Origin of the sequence: Campylobacter concisus (assembly GCF_002913745.1) — a bacterium.
Classification (GTDB): domain Bacteria; phylum Campylobacterota; class Campylobacteria; order Campylobacterales; family Campylobacteraceae; genus Campylobacter_A; species Campylobacter_A concisus_R.
The window spans coordinates 17,664-30,728 of the sequence record NZ_PPCG01000029.1; the positions used below are offsets into that span (position 1 = coordinate 17,664).

The window sequence follows — 13,065 nt, forward strand, 5'->3', positions numbered from 1 at the left end:
GATGGAGAACATTAGAGAGTTTCAAGCTTATGGCTATTTTTTCTTGACAGCATTTTTGGCGATCACTTTGTATGCCTACTTTTTTCATCTTTATAAGAGCGAAAAAACTGGTAGAAGAAACTATGAGAAATACTCAAAACTAGCGCTTAACGATGAGATCGGTGGCGAAATTTTAGAGCGTAAGGCTACAAAGGAGAGCGTATGCAATGGCTAAATTTAGAAGATAATGTAAATTTACTAGCTCTTATAGGAGCGGCTCTAATCATCGTGCTTACTATCGTTGTAGCTGGTAGGTATGTGGGGCAGATGAAGGTTAAAAAAGATGAGAGCGTTGAGCTTAGCGAGCACAACTGGGACGGCATAGGAGAATACAAAAACCCTGTCCCACTTGGCTGGGCGGTCGTCTTTTTACTAGCGCTAGTTTGGGCGATCTGGTACTATTTGCTGGGCTACCCACTAAATTCTTACTCACAAATCGGCGAGTATAACAAAGAGGTCAAAGAGGCAAACGCCAAATTTGAAAAAGAGTATGCAAATCCAAGCAAAGAGACGCTTCACGCTATGGGCGAAAGTATCTATCTCGTGCAGTGCTCAGCATGTCACGGCATCACAGGCGATGGCATAGGCGGCAAGGCTGCAAATTTACAAATTTGGGGCAGCGAAAAAGGCATAGTCGAGACTATACTAAATGGCTCAAAAGGGCTTGATTACCTTATGGGCGAGATGCCAGCAGGCTTAGCCGACGCTGATGGCGCTAAGGCGATCGCAGCTTACGTGACTAAAGAGATAAGCGCTATAAAAAGCACTAAAAATGAAAATTTAGTAGCCACTGGCAAAGAGCTTTACGCTGCATGTGCGTCGTGTCACGGCGAAGATGGCAAGGGCATGGATGGTATGTCAGTTGATCTTAGCAAATATGGCTCGGCTAGCTTTGTGGCTGATGTGCTAAATCGCGGCAAAAAAGGAGCGATCGGCACTATGCCTAAATTTAATGATGGCAGGCTAAATGAGATCCAGCAAAGCGCAGTTGGCGAGTACGTCATATCGCTATCAAAGGGCGAATAATGGAAAATAAAAATAGAAACATCTTTGCCTTAAACGGCATTAGCGGGTTTTTAATAGCGGTGGTGCTTTTGCTCTCTATCCTAGCGGTGCTTACATACGTTGGCATCGGCTTGCAAAAAGAGGTCGCAACCAAACCTTACTCACTAAAAGATGCAGCTAGCATCGAGATGAAGAGCGTAGATAACGCTAAACACGTCATTGTAAAGGAGTAGCGATGCTAGGCATAATAGAAAAAGCCATTATCCTGCTAATAGTCGTCGCAGGCGCCATTTGTGCCTGGTCAGTGCTTACGCCAAATCACCTATTTGTAGGTTAAGCTTGAAGAAATTTGCACTCATTTTTATCATTTTGCTGTGGCAAAATTTGGCTTGGGGTGCAAATTTCGTTATCAATGATAATGGAATTTTAAGCCAAAAAGTGAGTCAAAAACTAAATGAGATCGGCAGTGAGCTTTATCAAAAAAGTGGCATAAATTTAGTAGTTGGTGTCTATAAAGATGGCGAGCTGGACACGCTTTTTAAAGAGCAAAATTTAAGCTCGCCTTTTGTATTTTTAGTGCTCATAAAAGATAAACAAAAGGTTGAAATTTTTAGCGATACAAACACTTCAAACCTCTTTAATAAAGAGCAAATTCTAAGTGTAAATCCAGAATCAGGCACCATTATCCCCATTTTAGTCTCAAAAAATGGCAAAGATGTCTATAACGCCGCTATCTTAAACGGCTACGCTGATATCGCCGAGCAGATCGCTGAGAGCTTAAATTTAAAGCTAGAAAGCGGCATCGGTAGCTCAAACAAGACGACCTTAAATTTCTTGCGAATTTTCATCTACGGCTTGATCGCATTTTTCGTGCTCATCATCTTTTATAAAAAGGTAAAAAATGGCTAAAAAGAGCTTTTGGCCTTATGGCATCGTGCTTAGTATAGTGGCTATCATCTTGGCTTGTGCCGCAACCATCGTTGTTGCGATCAACAACCCAGTCGAGATGGATAGCGCTTATATGCAAAGTCATCAAAGCGTCGATGAAAACATCACATTTATAAAAGAGAGCGAGGCTAGATTTGATGAGAAATTTGGTCTTAAATTTGAGCCAGAATTTAAAGGCCTGCAGGGTAAGTTTAAATTTCTCCTAACGCCAAAAAATGGCGAAATTTCAAGCCTTAGCTATGAAATTTTACTAACCCGCCCACAAACAAACAAAGATAACAAAACATTAAGCGCCTCATGGCAAGAAAGTGAGCTTGTAAGCGAGAGTGTTGGCCTAAAAGAGGGCAGGTGGCAGCTACTTTTAAGGCTAAGCGACAAGCAAGATACGAGATATTATAAATTTGATTTTAACGCCACAAAGTAAGTTAAATTTGCATCTAAAAGTTTTTAGCCAAGGTCAAAATCAAATTTAAATTTTTACTTTCTAGCCAGCTAAAACTCCAGCTCAAACCTCTCTAAAGCCAAAATTTAAGCCCAAACGCTTGCCAGTCGTGACGTATTCTTTAAATTTATAGATTAGAGGCAAGTATTTTTTAGTATCTAGCTTTTCATCTTTTAACAAATTTTCATCCACAAAGATGCCAACTATCCTGCAAGTAACGATGCAAAATCACTCTTTTATCTCGCACTTTTCGACGATCGTTTCTATCTGTATCTTGCACTCTTTTATGCGCGCGCTTTGGTTTTTGGTGCTAAATTTTAGCAATATAAACCCGGCGGCGCCTGAAACTACCGAACCTAGCAAGATAGCAAGCTTGTCGGTGTAGGCAAAGGCGTCCGTGTCGTTGTAGGCTAAGCTGTTAACAAAAAGGCTCATCGTAAACCCTACGCCGCAAAGCACGGCGATGCCGTAAAGTTGGATGAAATTTGACCCCTCTGGCAGCTTGGCTAGCTTAAATTTGATCGCTAAAAAGCTAAAAGAAAATACCCCGACTTGCTTGCCGATGAAAAGCCCCAGCGCCGTGCCTAGCGCGACCGGAGACAAAATCTCGTCCAGTCCGACGCCTCGCAACGAGATGCCTGCGTTTACGAAGGCAAATATCGGCAGCACGCCAAACGCCACCCAGCCGTGCAGGTCGTGCTCGATACTTTTTAGCATAGATTTGCCAGGCTCGTCTTTAAAGCTAAGCGGTATGAAAAAGGCCGCCACGACGCCCGCAAGCGTGGCGTGAACACCTGATTTTAGCACTGCTACCCACATCACCGCGCCTACGATTAGATAGGCCGCCTTGCTCTTTACGCCGAGTCTGTTTAGTGCGAAAAGCGCGGCTAGGCAAACGCTCGCTACTGCAAGCATTTGGGCACTAAGCTCGCTCGTGTAAAATAGCGCGATAATCACGATCGCGCAAAGGTCGTCGACGATCGCTAGCGTCATGAGGAAAATTTTTAAACTAGTCGGTACGCGAGGCCCAAGTAGGCTCAAAATCCCCAGAGCAAACGCGATATCCGTCGCCGTCGGTATCGCCCAGCCGCCAAGCGCGAAGGAGTCGTGTTTCGTAAAAAGATAGAAGATAACCGCGGGCACTATCAGGCCGCCTGCCGCGCCGATGACAGGCAGCGCGATTTGCGACGGATTTTTTAGCTCGCCCTCCAAAACCTCGCGCTTTAGCTCGAGTCCGATGAGAAAGAAAAATACCGCCATCAATCCGTCGTTTACCCATAAGATCAGGGGTTTGCTTAGTCCGTATTCGCCGAAGCTCACGGTAAATTTGGTCTTTAAAAATTCGTTGTAAAAATCGCTCAAAAACGTATTTTGACACAGTAGCGCCGCGACCGTAGCGATCATCAGCAAAATCCCGCCGCTGGCTTCGTGTTTTAAAAACTCTTTTATTCCGCCCATTTTGCTTCCTTTTTATAAATTTTGGCGATTATAGCGTATTTTTACGCTCGCATAAAATTCGGGCGAATTTGGCTATAATCAAGTCAAATTCAAAGGTAAATTTAGTAGACGCATCTCTAAAATTTGCCGTGCCGCGCTTGCGGGAGCGGGACGCTTGCGCACGGTTTTTATAGATTAAGGAGCGAAAATGAATGAAATTTTAGAGATTTGTAAGCGCGCAAAGGCTGCTTGCGGCGAGCTTTTGAGACTTGATAGCAGGGCTAAATTTGAAATTTTAAACGCCGTGGCGGACGAGCTGCTGGCGCAAAAAGAGGCTATAAAAGCGGCAAACGCCAAAGACCTTGCAAACGGCGAGAAATCGGGCCTTAGCTTGGCGTTGCTTGATCGTTTGCGACTAACGGATGCCCGCATCGAGGCTATGGCGAAGGGCGTGCGCGAGGTGGCGGGCTTTGCCGAGGTCGTAGGCGAAAATATAAACGGCTGGAGCCATCTAAACGGCATGCAAATCAGCCGCATTCGCGTGCCGCTGGGGGTGCTCGGTATCGTCTCGCCCTTTTGATCTTTTGTGGTGGCAAGCAAAACTGGAAAGCCGTAGTAAAAGCCAGATCTGTTTAACTCTTTATGCATTTTTGCTCCTTTTTGAAATTGTATCCCCTAGCACTTTAAGGCTTAAATTTTTAATGAATTTAGAAAAAATTTCAAAGCTTAGCTTAAGTGAGAAAAAGCGCTCTTTTATCAGCTTTTGGCTATCATTTTTAAAATTTTAAGAGAGAAAAATGCGCAATCTAAATCAACTTTTCGTCTTTACAAACTCGCGTAAGATCAGGGAATTTAACGCTGGTTTTAATGATGAGCTAATCCCAAAAAGTCTAAGCATCGCAGAGTTTTATAAAAAGGCCCTTTTTGTAAATGGCCGCTTTGAGTGCGATAGCACCTACGCTTTGGTGCTTATGAACAGAGCCTGTGCCAGCGTCAAAGAGGCAAACTCGGTGCTTAAAATCCCAACTGAGTTTTTTGAATTTTTGAAAAACAACGACTATCTTTTTTCATTTTTTAAAGAGCTAGCCATTAGTAAAAAGAGCATTGCTGAGATCAAATTTAACGACATTTACGCTGATTTTGAGGAGCATCTAAGCATACTTGAAGCGGTTTTAAAAGAGTATGAGAGCTTGCTTGATAAAGAGGATCTTTATGATGATATAACCCTACCAAAAATTTACTCTATAAATGAAGCTTACATAAGAAGTTTTAGTGAAATTTCACTGCACATTGATGGCATTTTAAGCGAGTTTGAGTGGGAAATTTTAGAGAAAATTTCAAAACTAACAACGCTAAAAATTATCTTTCAAACTAGCATTTTTAATAAAAAACTAATAGAAAAGATAAGGCAAATTTCAGCCATTAGCGAGTTTGAAAACTATAAAAAATATGAGCTAAATTTAAACACAAACGAGCTAATCTGCCTAGAAAATATCACAAAATTTGAGCCAGTTTTAGTAAGAAATTTCGCCACTAGAAGCCTGCAGTGCGCTTACGCTATGGCAAAGGCGAGCGAGTTTGTGCGTGAGGGCATAAAGCCTGAAAATATCGCAGTGATCTTGCCAGATGAGGGCTTTAGCGAGATTTTAAGGCTTCATGATAGTGCTAAAATTTTCAACTACGCCATGGGCGAGAGCTTTAAAAATACAAAATTTTATGAGGCGCTTTACTACATCACAAGAGCGATCAATGAAGAGGCAAGCCCAGTTTTTGATCAAAGTAAGTGTGAGAGCTACGAGGAGCTTGGCTTTATTTTAAGCGAATTTGGCGTAAGTGAGCAGCTTTTTGAGAAATTTAAGGCTAGTTATTTTGAGCCATGTGAATTTGGCAAATTTAAAGAGCTAATGGATGAGCTTTTGGTGCTTGAAAATGAGCCAAGATGCGAAGAGAAACTCGCACTTGAGCTTTTTAGGATGGAGAATTTATGCAGGTATTTTAGCTTTAGCCTAAAGCAGCTAAGTGAAATTTTCTTGCTAAATATCTCGCGCCTAAGCATCGATGATGTAGGTGGCGGAAAGATCAGCGTCATGGGCATGCTAGAGAGCCGTGGGATGAAATTTGATGGCGTTATCATAGTTGATTTTAACGACAACTTTATCCCAGCAAGAAGCGCAAATGAGATGTTTTTAAACTCAAAAGTGAGGCAAAAAGCGGGGCTTATAAGCTACATTGAGCGCGAGAATTTGCAGAGATTTTACTACGAAAGCCTCATAAATAACGCCAAAAAAGTGGTGATAAGTTGCTGCGTAAATGAAGAGAGCATACCTTCAAGATTTTTAAAAAATTTCAAAACGATAAAAGATGAAAAATTTAGCGACGAGGCCTATTTGAAGCTATTTTTAAAAGGAGAGGCGAGTTTAAATTTAAGTGACGATGAGGTCATTTTGGAGTATGATTTCTTCGCAAACCCACTCTCGTTTTCGACGCTAAATTTATTTCTAACCTGCCCAAGAAAATACTACTACACAAAGATAGCTCACATAGATGCGCCAAAAGCTATTGCAAGCGAGCTTGGCACAAAGCAAGGAAATAGCGTTCATGGCGCACTTTTTGAATACTATACGAGCGAGTTTTATAAGCAAAATAACACCTTTGATCTAGTCGTTTTTAAAGAGATGCTAGCAAAGCAAAATCTTACACCACTTGAGTTTGAAATTTGGACGCATAAATTTAAAGAGTATGAAATTTATGAAAACGAGCGTTTAAGGACCGGTTTTAGGGTGCTTGAGTGCGAAAAAGAGGTGCAAAGCGAGTTTTGTGGCGTGCAGATAAAGGGATTTATCGATAGGATCGACGTTGGCGCAAACGACGACGTGCTTATACTTGATTATAAAACGGGCGAGGCAAATGTAAATTCGCTCCAGCTTGCCTTTTACGAGGCGCTTTACGGCGGAGAGGTGCGAAGCGCTTACTATGCCCTAAAAAACGAGCCTAGCTTAGTTAGCTCGAAAAAAAGCGTAGAGGATCTAACTGGCGAGATAGAAAAGCTAAAAGGCATAAACAAAACCAAGATAAATTTTGAAAGAAAGAGCGGTGCTTGCGCATTTTGCGAATACGTCACACTTTGTAGGAGAGAGTTATGAAAAATTTTTTAGCCCTAAAAGCAAGTGCTGGAAGCGGTAAGACCTTTGCACTAAGCGTTCGCTACATCGCTTTGGTGCTTCGAGGTGAAAATATAAACGAGATCGTCGCTCTAACTTTTACAAAAAAGGCAGCAAACGAGATGAAAGAGCGCATAATCGCCACTTTTTTGGACTTGCAAAACAAAAAAGGCGAGCTTGAAGCGGTGTGCGCAGAGCTTGATATAAACCAAGATGAGGCGATAAAAAGGCGAGATGAGCGCCTTGGCGTCTTTTTGCAAAGTGAGCTAAAAATTTATACATTTGATGCGTTTTTCTCTGGGATTTTGAAGAAATTTAGCCAAAATTTAGGCATTAGCCCTGATTACAGCGTGCAAGATAGCCTGCAAGATCTGGCGTGGAAAAAATTTGTAAAAGAGGCGAGCAAAGATAAAAAGCTTCTTAGTGAGCTAGCCTTAATGATGATCATCTCAAGCCAAAAAGAGGCTAGCTTTTCGCAGACTTTGGCGAAATTTTATGAAAGCTTTGGCGGCGAGCTAAAAGATAGTGGCGCAAGCTATCCAGATGATAGCAAAGTAAGGGCGACGCAAAGGGCGATAAATGAGCATATAGCCTTGCAAAATGGCGCTAGCGATGTGGCTAAAAAGACATTTGGCGAGCAGAATTTATTTGAGCTATTTAAAAGTAAAGTTTTTGCTAGAGAAAGCCTAGACTACCGCACTTTTAGCAAAATTTACACAAGTGAGCTTGATAGGCTCTTTTTTGAGCTAAAAGAGGCAGCAAAAAACTACATTTTAGAGGTCGAAAAGTATAGGCTAAGTGGCTTTAGTAAGCTATTAAAGCTTTATAAGGCGTCAAATTTAGAGCTAAACAAAGAGATAAATGCGCTAAGTTTTGCTGATATAAACAAGCTGGTTTTTAAGCTTTTGGTGCAAAATTTGGATAAAGAGGCACTTTATTTTAGGCTTGATGGCAGGATAAATCACCTCTTAGTTGATGAGTTTCAAGATACAAACGTGATCCAGTATGAGATCATCTTGCCGCTCATCGCTGAAATCGTCTCTGGATACGGACAAAATGGGCTTGGAAGCTTCTTTTACGTGGGCGACACGAAGCAGAGCATCTATAAATTTAGGGGTGGCAAAAAGGAGCTTTTTGACAAGCTTGGAGATGATTTTAGTCAGATAGATATAGAAAATTTGCCAAGCAACTACCGAAGTCTAAAGGCTTTGGTGAAATTTAATAACACCGTTTTTGAAGAAATTTATCATAGATATGGGCTTAGCTTTGAGCCACAAGAGCCAGCTAAAAAAGATGAGACACTAAGCTATGAGGTAAGTGGCGAATGCGACTATTTTGAGGTAGAGAAGGACGACTATGGCTACTTGCGTGTGCTAAGTGATGAAGATATCGCAGGTGCGGTCGTTTTGCAAGCAAGTGAGCTTTTAAAAGCTGGCGTAAATGCAAGCGATATAACCGTGCTTTGCTGGAAAAATAGCGACATTAGCCTCATCTCAGAAGTGCTTAGTAGCGCAGGGATAAAAAGCGTCAATGAAGGCACTTTGGAGCTAAAAAGAACGCCGCTTGTCGCTGCTATCATCGAGTATGCGAAATTTTGCCTATTTAAAGAAGAAATTTATGAAAAAAATGTAAAAGCGCTAGTAAATGCAAATGTCAAAAAACTAAGCATAAAGCCAGAAGTGAGCGCGACAAATAGCCTATTTTACCTAGCTAAAAATTTAGGCATAAGCATGGCTGATGTTGATATCTTGAGGCTTTTTGAGCTAAGCGTGGGGTATAAAAATTTAAGTGATTTTATATTTAATCTTGAAAACTTTAGCTCTAAAATCAGCCCAAAAAGTAGCGACGGCGTGAGAGTGATGACCGTGCATAAGTCAAAGGGGCTTGAGTTTGCTCACGTCATAGTTTGCGACATGATGGGCAAGGGCAGGGGTGATGACTCAAATTTCATAACCGAATACAGCGAAAAGGGCGAGTGGATCGTAAAGAGCAGAATTTCTGGCAGGGAAAATTTTGACAGCGACTACGCAAGCGTTTTGGAGCAGATGAAAGAGCTTGAAAAGCAAGAAAATATCAATAAAATTTATGTCGCTTTCACAAGGGCAACAAAGTCGCTCATCATCATCAAACAAGCCGTACCAAGCGGAAACAGCCCAAGCTTTTTTTCATTTTACGCAAAAAGCGACAAGAGCGAAGCAAACGACTATCTTGATCTAAAAGAGTTTAGCTTTGGCAAAATTTTGCCTAGTAAAACTGAGCAAAAAGAGCTAAAACTAAAAAAAGATGAGAAAATGCCTGAAATTTTAAAGATAGAGAGACAAGAGGTAGAGGTGAAAGAGCAAAAGACGAGTGGTAAAAATTTAAGTGCGATATATTTTGGTCTGGCGTTTCACTATCTGCTTGAGATGAGCGAGAAATTTGATGAAATTTCATTAGAAAAAGCTAAAAATTTGATGCTAAATAAATTTCATAAATTTTTGCCACTTGAAGCACTTGAGGATGCCTTTTCTAGGGCAAAAATGCTTATAAAAGAGCCAAAATTTATAGAGTGCATAAAAGACAAAGAAATTTATAAAGAGCAGCCGTTTAAAGTAAAAAATGAGCTAAAACAGATGGACCTTTTTTGCTTTAATGAGCGTGAAATTTGCGTGATTGATTATAAAACGACAGATAAAAATATAGAAGAGAACAAAAAGCAGGTAAAAGAGTATAAAGATGCGCTTTCTAAATTTTATGAAAAACATAGTATAATCGCCGTCATTTTTTATGCACTTGAAGGCAAAATTTCATATATTGAAGTTTAAACGCTACTTAATTTAAGCTTTGTCAAAGCATTGTTTAAATACAATCACAACTCAAAAATTAACTTGGCAAAGGTAAGAAAATGACAAAAATAACAAAGCCAAACGAAGTTAAGCGAGACTGGATCGTAGTTGATGCAGCTGGTAAGCGCTTTGGCAGATTGCTAACTGAGGTAGCAACTATACTTCGTGGCAAAAACAAACCATGCTTCACGCCAAACGTAGATTGTGGCGACTATGTTATCATCATAAATGCTTCTAAAGTAGAATTTACTGGTAATAACAAAGCTGAAGATAAACTTTATCACAGACACTCAGGATATTTTGGCAGCGTAAAGAGCGAGAAATTTGGCGATTTGATAGCAAATAAGCCAGAAAAACTATTTAAATTAGCTGTTCGTGGCATGCTTCCAAAGACAAAACTTGGAAGAGAGATGATAAAAAAACTAAAAGTTTATGCTGGCAGTGAGCATCCTCATACGGCACAAATAGCTAAAAAAGAAGGAAAATAATTATGGCAAAAGTTTATGCAACTGGTAAAAGAAAAACTGCCGTAGCAAAGGTTTGGATAAAGTCTGGAAGCGGTAAAATCGTAGTAAATGGTATGGATCTTAACACTTGGCTTGGCGGTCACGAGGCTATCAAGCTTAAAGTTATTCAACCACTTTTAGTAACAAAACAAGAGAGTTTAATAGACGTAGTAGCTACAACTTTAGGTGGCGGTTATTCAGCACAAGCTGAGGCTTTAAGACACGGCATTTCACGTGCTTTAGCTGATATGGATGCTGATTTTAGAGCAGCGCTTAAACCAAAAGGCTTACTAACTAGAGATTCTCGTGTTGTTGAACGTAAGAAATTTGGTAGAAGAAAGGCTAGAAGAAGCCCACAATTCTCTAAACGTTAATGGTTTTTTGCAAGTGCTTTTGCATTTGCAAAATTTAGGTTATGTAAATTGTCAGATTTACATTAAGAATTTGGTTATAATTTAAAGTTGATTTATTTTTATTTAGGTAAAATTATAGTCAACATTAAAAATCCCTACTTGAAAGGAATTCTATTATGAAAAAGATTGCTTTAGCTATGGTTGCCGCAACAGCGGTTTTTGCGTCTAACGCAGCATACAACTATGAGATCACTCCAACTATTGGTGGTGTTCATCCAGAAGGAAATCTACGTGTAAAAGACCACAACTTTATTGGTATTAGAGCGGCTAGAAACCTTGAAGATTTCTTCTTTGATCAAGTTGAGCTTGGTGTTGATTATTCTCAAAAAATTAAAGAGAGAACAGGCGACGTTGTAAGACATGGTAGAGCGCTTAGATATCACGCAAACCTTGTAAAAGATATCGTTGACTTTGGACCAGTTGGCCTATATGGTTTAATCGGTGCTGGTTATGAAGATATACCAAACGCTTTTGTGAAAAATAAAGATGGTGGTTTTGGTCAATATGGTCTTGGTTTAAGATATCAAGTAACTGATAGATTTGCTCTTAAAGCAGAGGCAAGAGACGCTATCAAATTTGAGCACGCTGATCACAACCTATTCTATTCACTAGGCTTTGGAATCGGTCTTGATTCAAAAGCAGCTCCAGTTGTAGCAGCAGCTCCAGCAGCAGCTCCAGCAGCAGCTCCAGCTCCAGTTCTTGATGATGATAACGATGGCGTGCCAAATGATATCGATCAATGCCCTAACACTCCAGCTGGCGTAGTTGTTGACGAAAGAGGATGCGAGAAAGTTATTGTTCTTAGAGACCTAGATGTTAACTTCGCATTTGATAGCTACAAAGTTGGACCAAAATATGCAGCTGAGATCAAAAAAGTAGCTGACTTTATGGGCGAACACCCAGATTATAAAGTTGTACTTGCTGGTCACACTGATAGCGTAGGTGCAGAAGCTTACAACCAAAAACTATCTGAAAAAAGAGCAAAAGCAGTGGCTGAGGTTCTTGCTGGTTACGGCGTAGAAAAAGCTAAAATTTCTACAGTTGGTTACGGCGAACTTAAACCAATCGCTACAAACAAAACTAAAGAAGGTCGCGCTCAAAACAGACGTGTTGAAGCTACTTTCAATAAATAATTTTACTATTTAAAATTACTTCTTTAGGGCTTGGTTTCGGCTGAGCCCTTTTTTATTTCTGCGGAGATTATCATGAATAAAACTATACTTTTTGACTTAGACGGCACACTTATAGACTCTACTTCTGCTATTTTAAAAGGTTTTGATGCGGCGTTTTTAGCTCACGACAAGAAAGAGCCTGATCATGATGCACTAAAATCTCTAGTAGGATATCCGCTTGAAATAATGTTTGAAAAACTCGGTGCCAAGAAAAATTTGATTGATGAATATGTAAAAGAGTATAAAGCTTGCTACGAGAAGATCTATTTAGATGAAACCGTGCTTTTACCGCATGCTATGGATGCTTTAAAGAAAGCTAGCACTTTTGCTGATGTTGGTGTTGTTACGACAAAAACATCAAAATTTTCTATCATCTTGCTTGAACATTTAGGCGTTATGAAATTTATAAAAACAGTTGTCGGACGAGATGATGTTGTTAATCCAAAACCAGATCCAGAACCTATAAATTTGGCTTTAAAAAGACTAAACAAAGAAAAAGATCATGCGTTTATGGTTGGCGATACCATAATGGATCTAAAGGCTGCCAAAGCTGCTCTTATAACGGGCATTGGCCTTACATGCGGATATGGCAAAGAGTCTGATTTGAGGCAGTTTAGCAAGCATATATTTGCAAATCCACATGAGGCTGTTAGTTTTATCAAAGAAGCATAATAGTGAAAGTTTATTAAAGCTCCTGAGTCTGATACCATTTAAACGTAAATTTATTCATAAATTTTTTGTTTCAACTTATTACAAAATGCTTTAGATAGATAAAAAAGAATTTTATAATTTCATATCAAAAATGCTAGCTACTATTTTGATATGATTATTGATCTAAACAAATCCTTGCCTTTAATAAATTCTGCATTCGATTTGTTGTTCTAGATAAATTTGCTAACAAAATATGCCAACTAATATGCTCGTATTAGAATTTGTTAGGTAGAAATTTTATAGGCATTGCAAAAGAGCCAGAATTTATAAATATCGCACTTAAGCAAAGCTGGCGTTGAGGCTGAGTTTGTCTATAAGATAAGTGAGGGCAGACCAAACGTTGAAGATAGGCTCAAAAACGGCGACATAGCACTTGTTATAAATACAAGCGATACTAAATCAAGCG

At 39.9% G+C, this 13,065-nt stretch carries 13 protein-coding genes and 2 pseudogenes; 13 read left to right on the forward strand and 2 right to left on the reverse strand.

Going from position 1 to position 13,065, the window contains the following annotated elements; all coding sequences use genetic code 11:
- Position 1: 1 nt before the first annotated feature.
- The 5 genes from CYO90_RS03475 to CYO90_RS03495 all read left to right on the forward strand — a co-directional run bounded on the left by CYO90_RS03475 (position 2) and on the right by CYO90_RS03495 (position 2,416).
- Positions 2-214, forward strand: coding sequence for a cytochrome c oxidase, cbb3-type, CcoQ subunit (locus CYO90_RS03475; protein WP_002939259.1), 213 nt, complete (start codon positions 2-4; stop codon positions 212-214).
- Positions 202-1,065, forward strand: coding sequence for a cbb3-type cytochrome c oxidase N-terminal domain-containing protein (locus CYO90_RS03480; RefSeq protein ID WP_103578449.1), 864 nt, complete (start codon positions 202-204; stop codon positions 1,063-1,065). Before CYO90_RS03475 ends, CYO90_RS03480 begins: the two co-directional genes overlap by 13 nt.
- Entirely contained in the window at positions 1,065-1,277 is a 213-nt protein-coding gene (locus CYO90_RS03485; RefSeq protein WP_021084770.1) for a DUF4006 family protein, read from the forward strand. Before CYO90_RS03480 ends, CYO90_RS03485 begins: the two co-directional genes overlap by 1 nt.
- A gap of 106 nt (positions 1,278-1,383) precedes the next feature.
- Positions 1,384-1,953, forward strand: coding sequence for a hypothetical protein (locus tag CYO90_RS03490; protein ID WP_103578450.1), 570 nt, complete (start codon positions 1,384-1,386; stop codon positions 1,951-1,953).
- Positions 1,946-2,416: a FixH family protein gene (locus tag CYO90_RS03495; RefSeq protein WP_103578451.1), complete on the forward strand. Its 471-nt coding sequence runs from the start codon at positions 1,946-1,948 to the stop codon at positions 2,414-2,416. The genes CYO90_RS03490 and CYO90_RS03495 overlap by 8 nt, the downstream gene beginning before the upstream one ends.
- 81 nt (positions 2,417-2,497) lie before the next feature.
- Here CYO90_RS03495 and CYO90_RS10450 read toward each other — a convergent pair whose 3' ends face one another.
- Both CYO90_RS10450 and nhaA read right to left on the reverse strand, forming a co-directional pair.
- Positions 2,498-2,626, reverse strand: coding sequence for a hypothetical protein (locus tag CYO90_RS10450; RefSeq protein ID WP_258030635.1), 129 nt, complete (start codon positions 2,624-2,626; stop codon positions 2,498-2,500).
- A gap of 36 nt (positions 2,627-2,662) precedes the next feature.
- On the reverse strand, positions 2,663-3,892 hold the full coding sequence (nhaA, locus tag CYO90_RS03500; protein WP_103578452.1) for a Na+/H+ antiporter NhaA: 1,230 nt from the start codon (positions 3,890-3,892) through the stop codon (positions 2,663-2,665).
- A 187-nt stretch (positions 3,893-4,079) separates the two neighbouring features.
- On the opposite strand from nhaA, the pseudogene proA reads away from it, so the two are divergent.
- The 8 genes and pseudogenes from proA to CYO90_RS10765 all read left to right on the forward strand — a co-directional run.
- Positions 4,080-4,439, forward strand: a pseudogene (gene proA / locus CYO90_RS03505) (glutamate-5-semialdehyde dehydrogenase); the annotation flags it as partial.
- 229 nt (positions 4,440-4,668) lie between these two features.
- The gene (locus CYO90_RS03510) at positions 4,669-7,014 is read left to right on the forward strand and encodes a PD-(D/E)XK nuclease family protein (protein ID WP_103578453.1); all 2,346 of its coding nucleotides are present in this window, start codon (positions 4,669-4,671) and stop codon (positions 7,012-7,014) included.
- Positions 7,011-9,836 (forward strand): RecB-like helicase, encoded by a 2,826-nt coding sequence (locus tag CYO90_RS03515; protein ID WP_103578454.1) that lies wholly within the window; start codon positions 7,011-7,013, stop codon positions 9,834-9,836. Before CYO90_RS03510 ends, CYO90_RS03515 begins: the two co-directional genes overlap by 4 nt.
- Before the next feature lie 80 nt (positions 9,837-9,916).
- Complete coding sequence (gene rplM, locus CYO90_RS03520) at positions 9,917-10,345, forward strand: 50S ribosomal protein L13 (RefSeq protein WP_002939292.1); 429 nt, start codon at positions 9,917-9,919, stop codon at positions 10,343-10,345.
- Between the two features lie 2 nt (positions 10,346-10,347).
- Positions 10,348-10,737, forward strand: coding sequence for a 30S ribosomal protein S9 (gene rpsI / locus CYO90_RS03525; RefSeq protein WP_002939337.1), 390 nt, complete (start codon positions 10,348-10,350; stop codon positions 10,735-10,737).
- A 155-nt stretch (positions 10,738-10,892) separates the two neighbouring features.
- Entirely contained in the window at positions 10,893-11,909 is a 1,017-nt protein-coding gene (locus CYO90_RS03530; protein WP_103578455.1) for an OmpA family protein, read from the forward strand.
- Positions 11,910-11,981: 72 nt separating this feature from the next.
- Positions 11,982-12,620, forward strand: a complete 639-nt coding sequence (locus tag CYO90_RS03535; protein ID WP_103578456.1) for an HAD family hydrolase — start codon at positions 11,982-11,984, stop codon at positions 12,618-12,620.
- A 318-nt stretch (positions 12,621-12,938) separates the two neighbouring features.
- Positions 12,939-13,065: pseudogene (locus CYO90_RS10765) on the forward strand (hypothetical protein); the annotation flags it as partial.

Excerpts from the sequence above, each read along its gene's own strand:
- CYO90_RS03535 (WP_103578456.1), top strand. The coding sequence starts at position 11,982 with ATGAATAAAACTATACTTTTTGACTTAGACGGCACACTTATAGACTCT.
- rplM (WP_002939292.1), top strand. The coding sequence starts at position 9,917 with ATGACAAAAATAACAAAGCCAAACGAAGTTAAGCGAGACTGGATCGTA.
- CYO90_RS03530 (WP_103578455.1), top strand. The coding sequence starts at position 10,893 with ATGAAAAAGATTGCTTTAGCTATGGTTGCCGCAACAGCGGTTTTTGCG.
- rpsI (WP_002939337.1), top strand. The coding sequence starts at position 10,348 with ATGGCAAAAGTTTATGCAACTGGTAAAAGAAAAACTGCCGTAGCAAAG.
- CYO90_RS03495 (WP_103578451.1), top strand. The coding sequence starts at position 1,946 with ATGGCTAAAAAGAGCTTTTGGCCTTATGGCATCGTGCTTAGTATAGTG.
- CYO90_RS03515 (WP_103578454.1), top strand. The coding sequence starts at position 7,011 with ATGAAAAATTTTTTAGCCCTAAAAGCAAGTGCTGGAAGCGGTAAGACC.
- CYO90_RS03485 (WP_021084770.1), top strand. The coding sequence starts at position 1,065 with ATGGAAAATAAAAATAGAAACATCTTTGCCTTAAACGGCATTAGCGGG.
- nhaA (WP_103578452.1), bottom strand. The coding sequence starts at position 3,892 with ATGGGCGGAATAAAAGAGTTTTTAAAACACGAAGCCAGCGGCGGGATT.
- CYO90_RS03475 (WP_002939259.1), top strand. The coding sequence starts at position 2 with ATGGAGAACATTAGAGAGTTTCAAGCTTATGGCTATTTTTTCTTGACA.
- CYO90_RS03510 (WP_103578453.1), top strand. The coding sequence starts at position 4,669 with ATGCGCAATCTAAATCAACTTTTCGTCTTTACAAACTCGCGTAAGATC.
- CYO90_RS03480 (WP_103578449.1), top strand. The coding sequence starts at position 202 with ATGCAATGGCTAAATTTAGAAGATAATGTAAATTTACTAGCTCTTATA.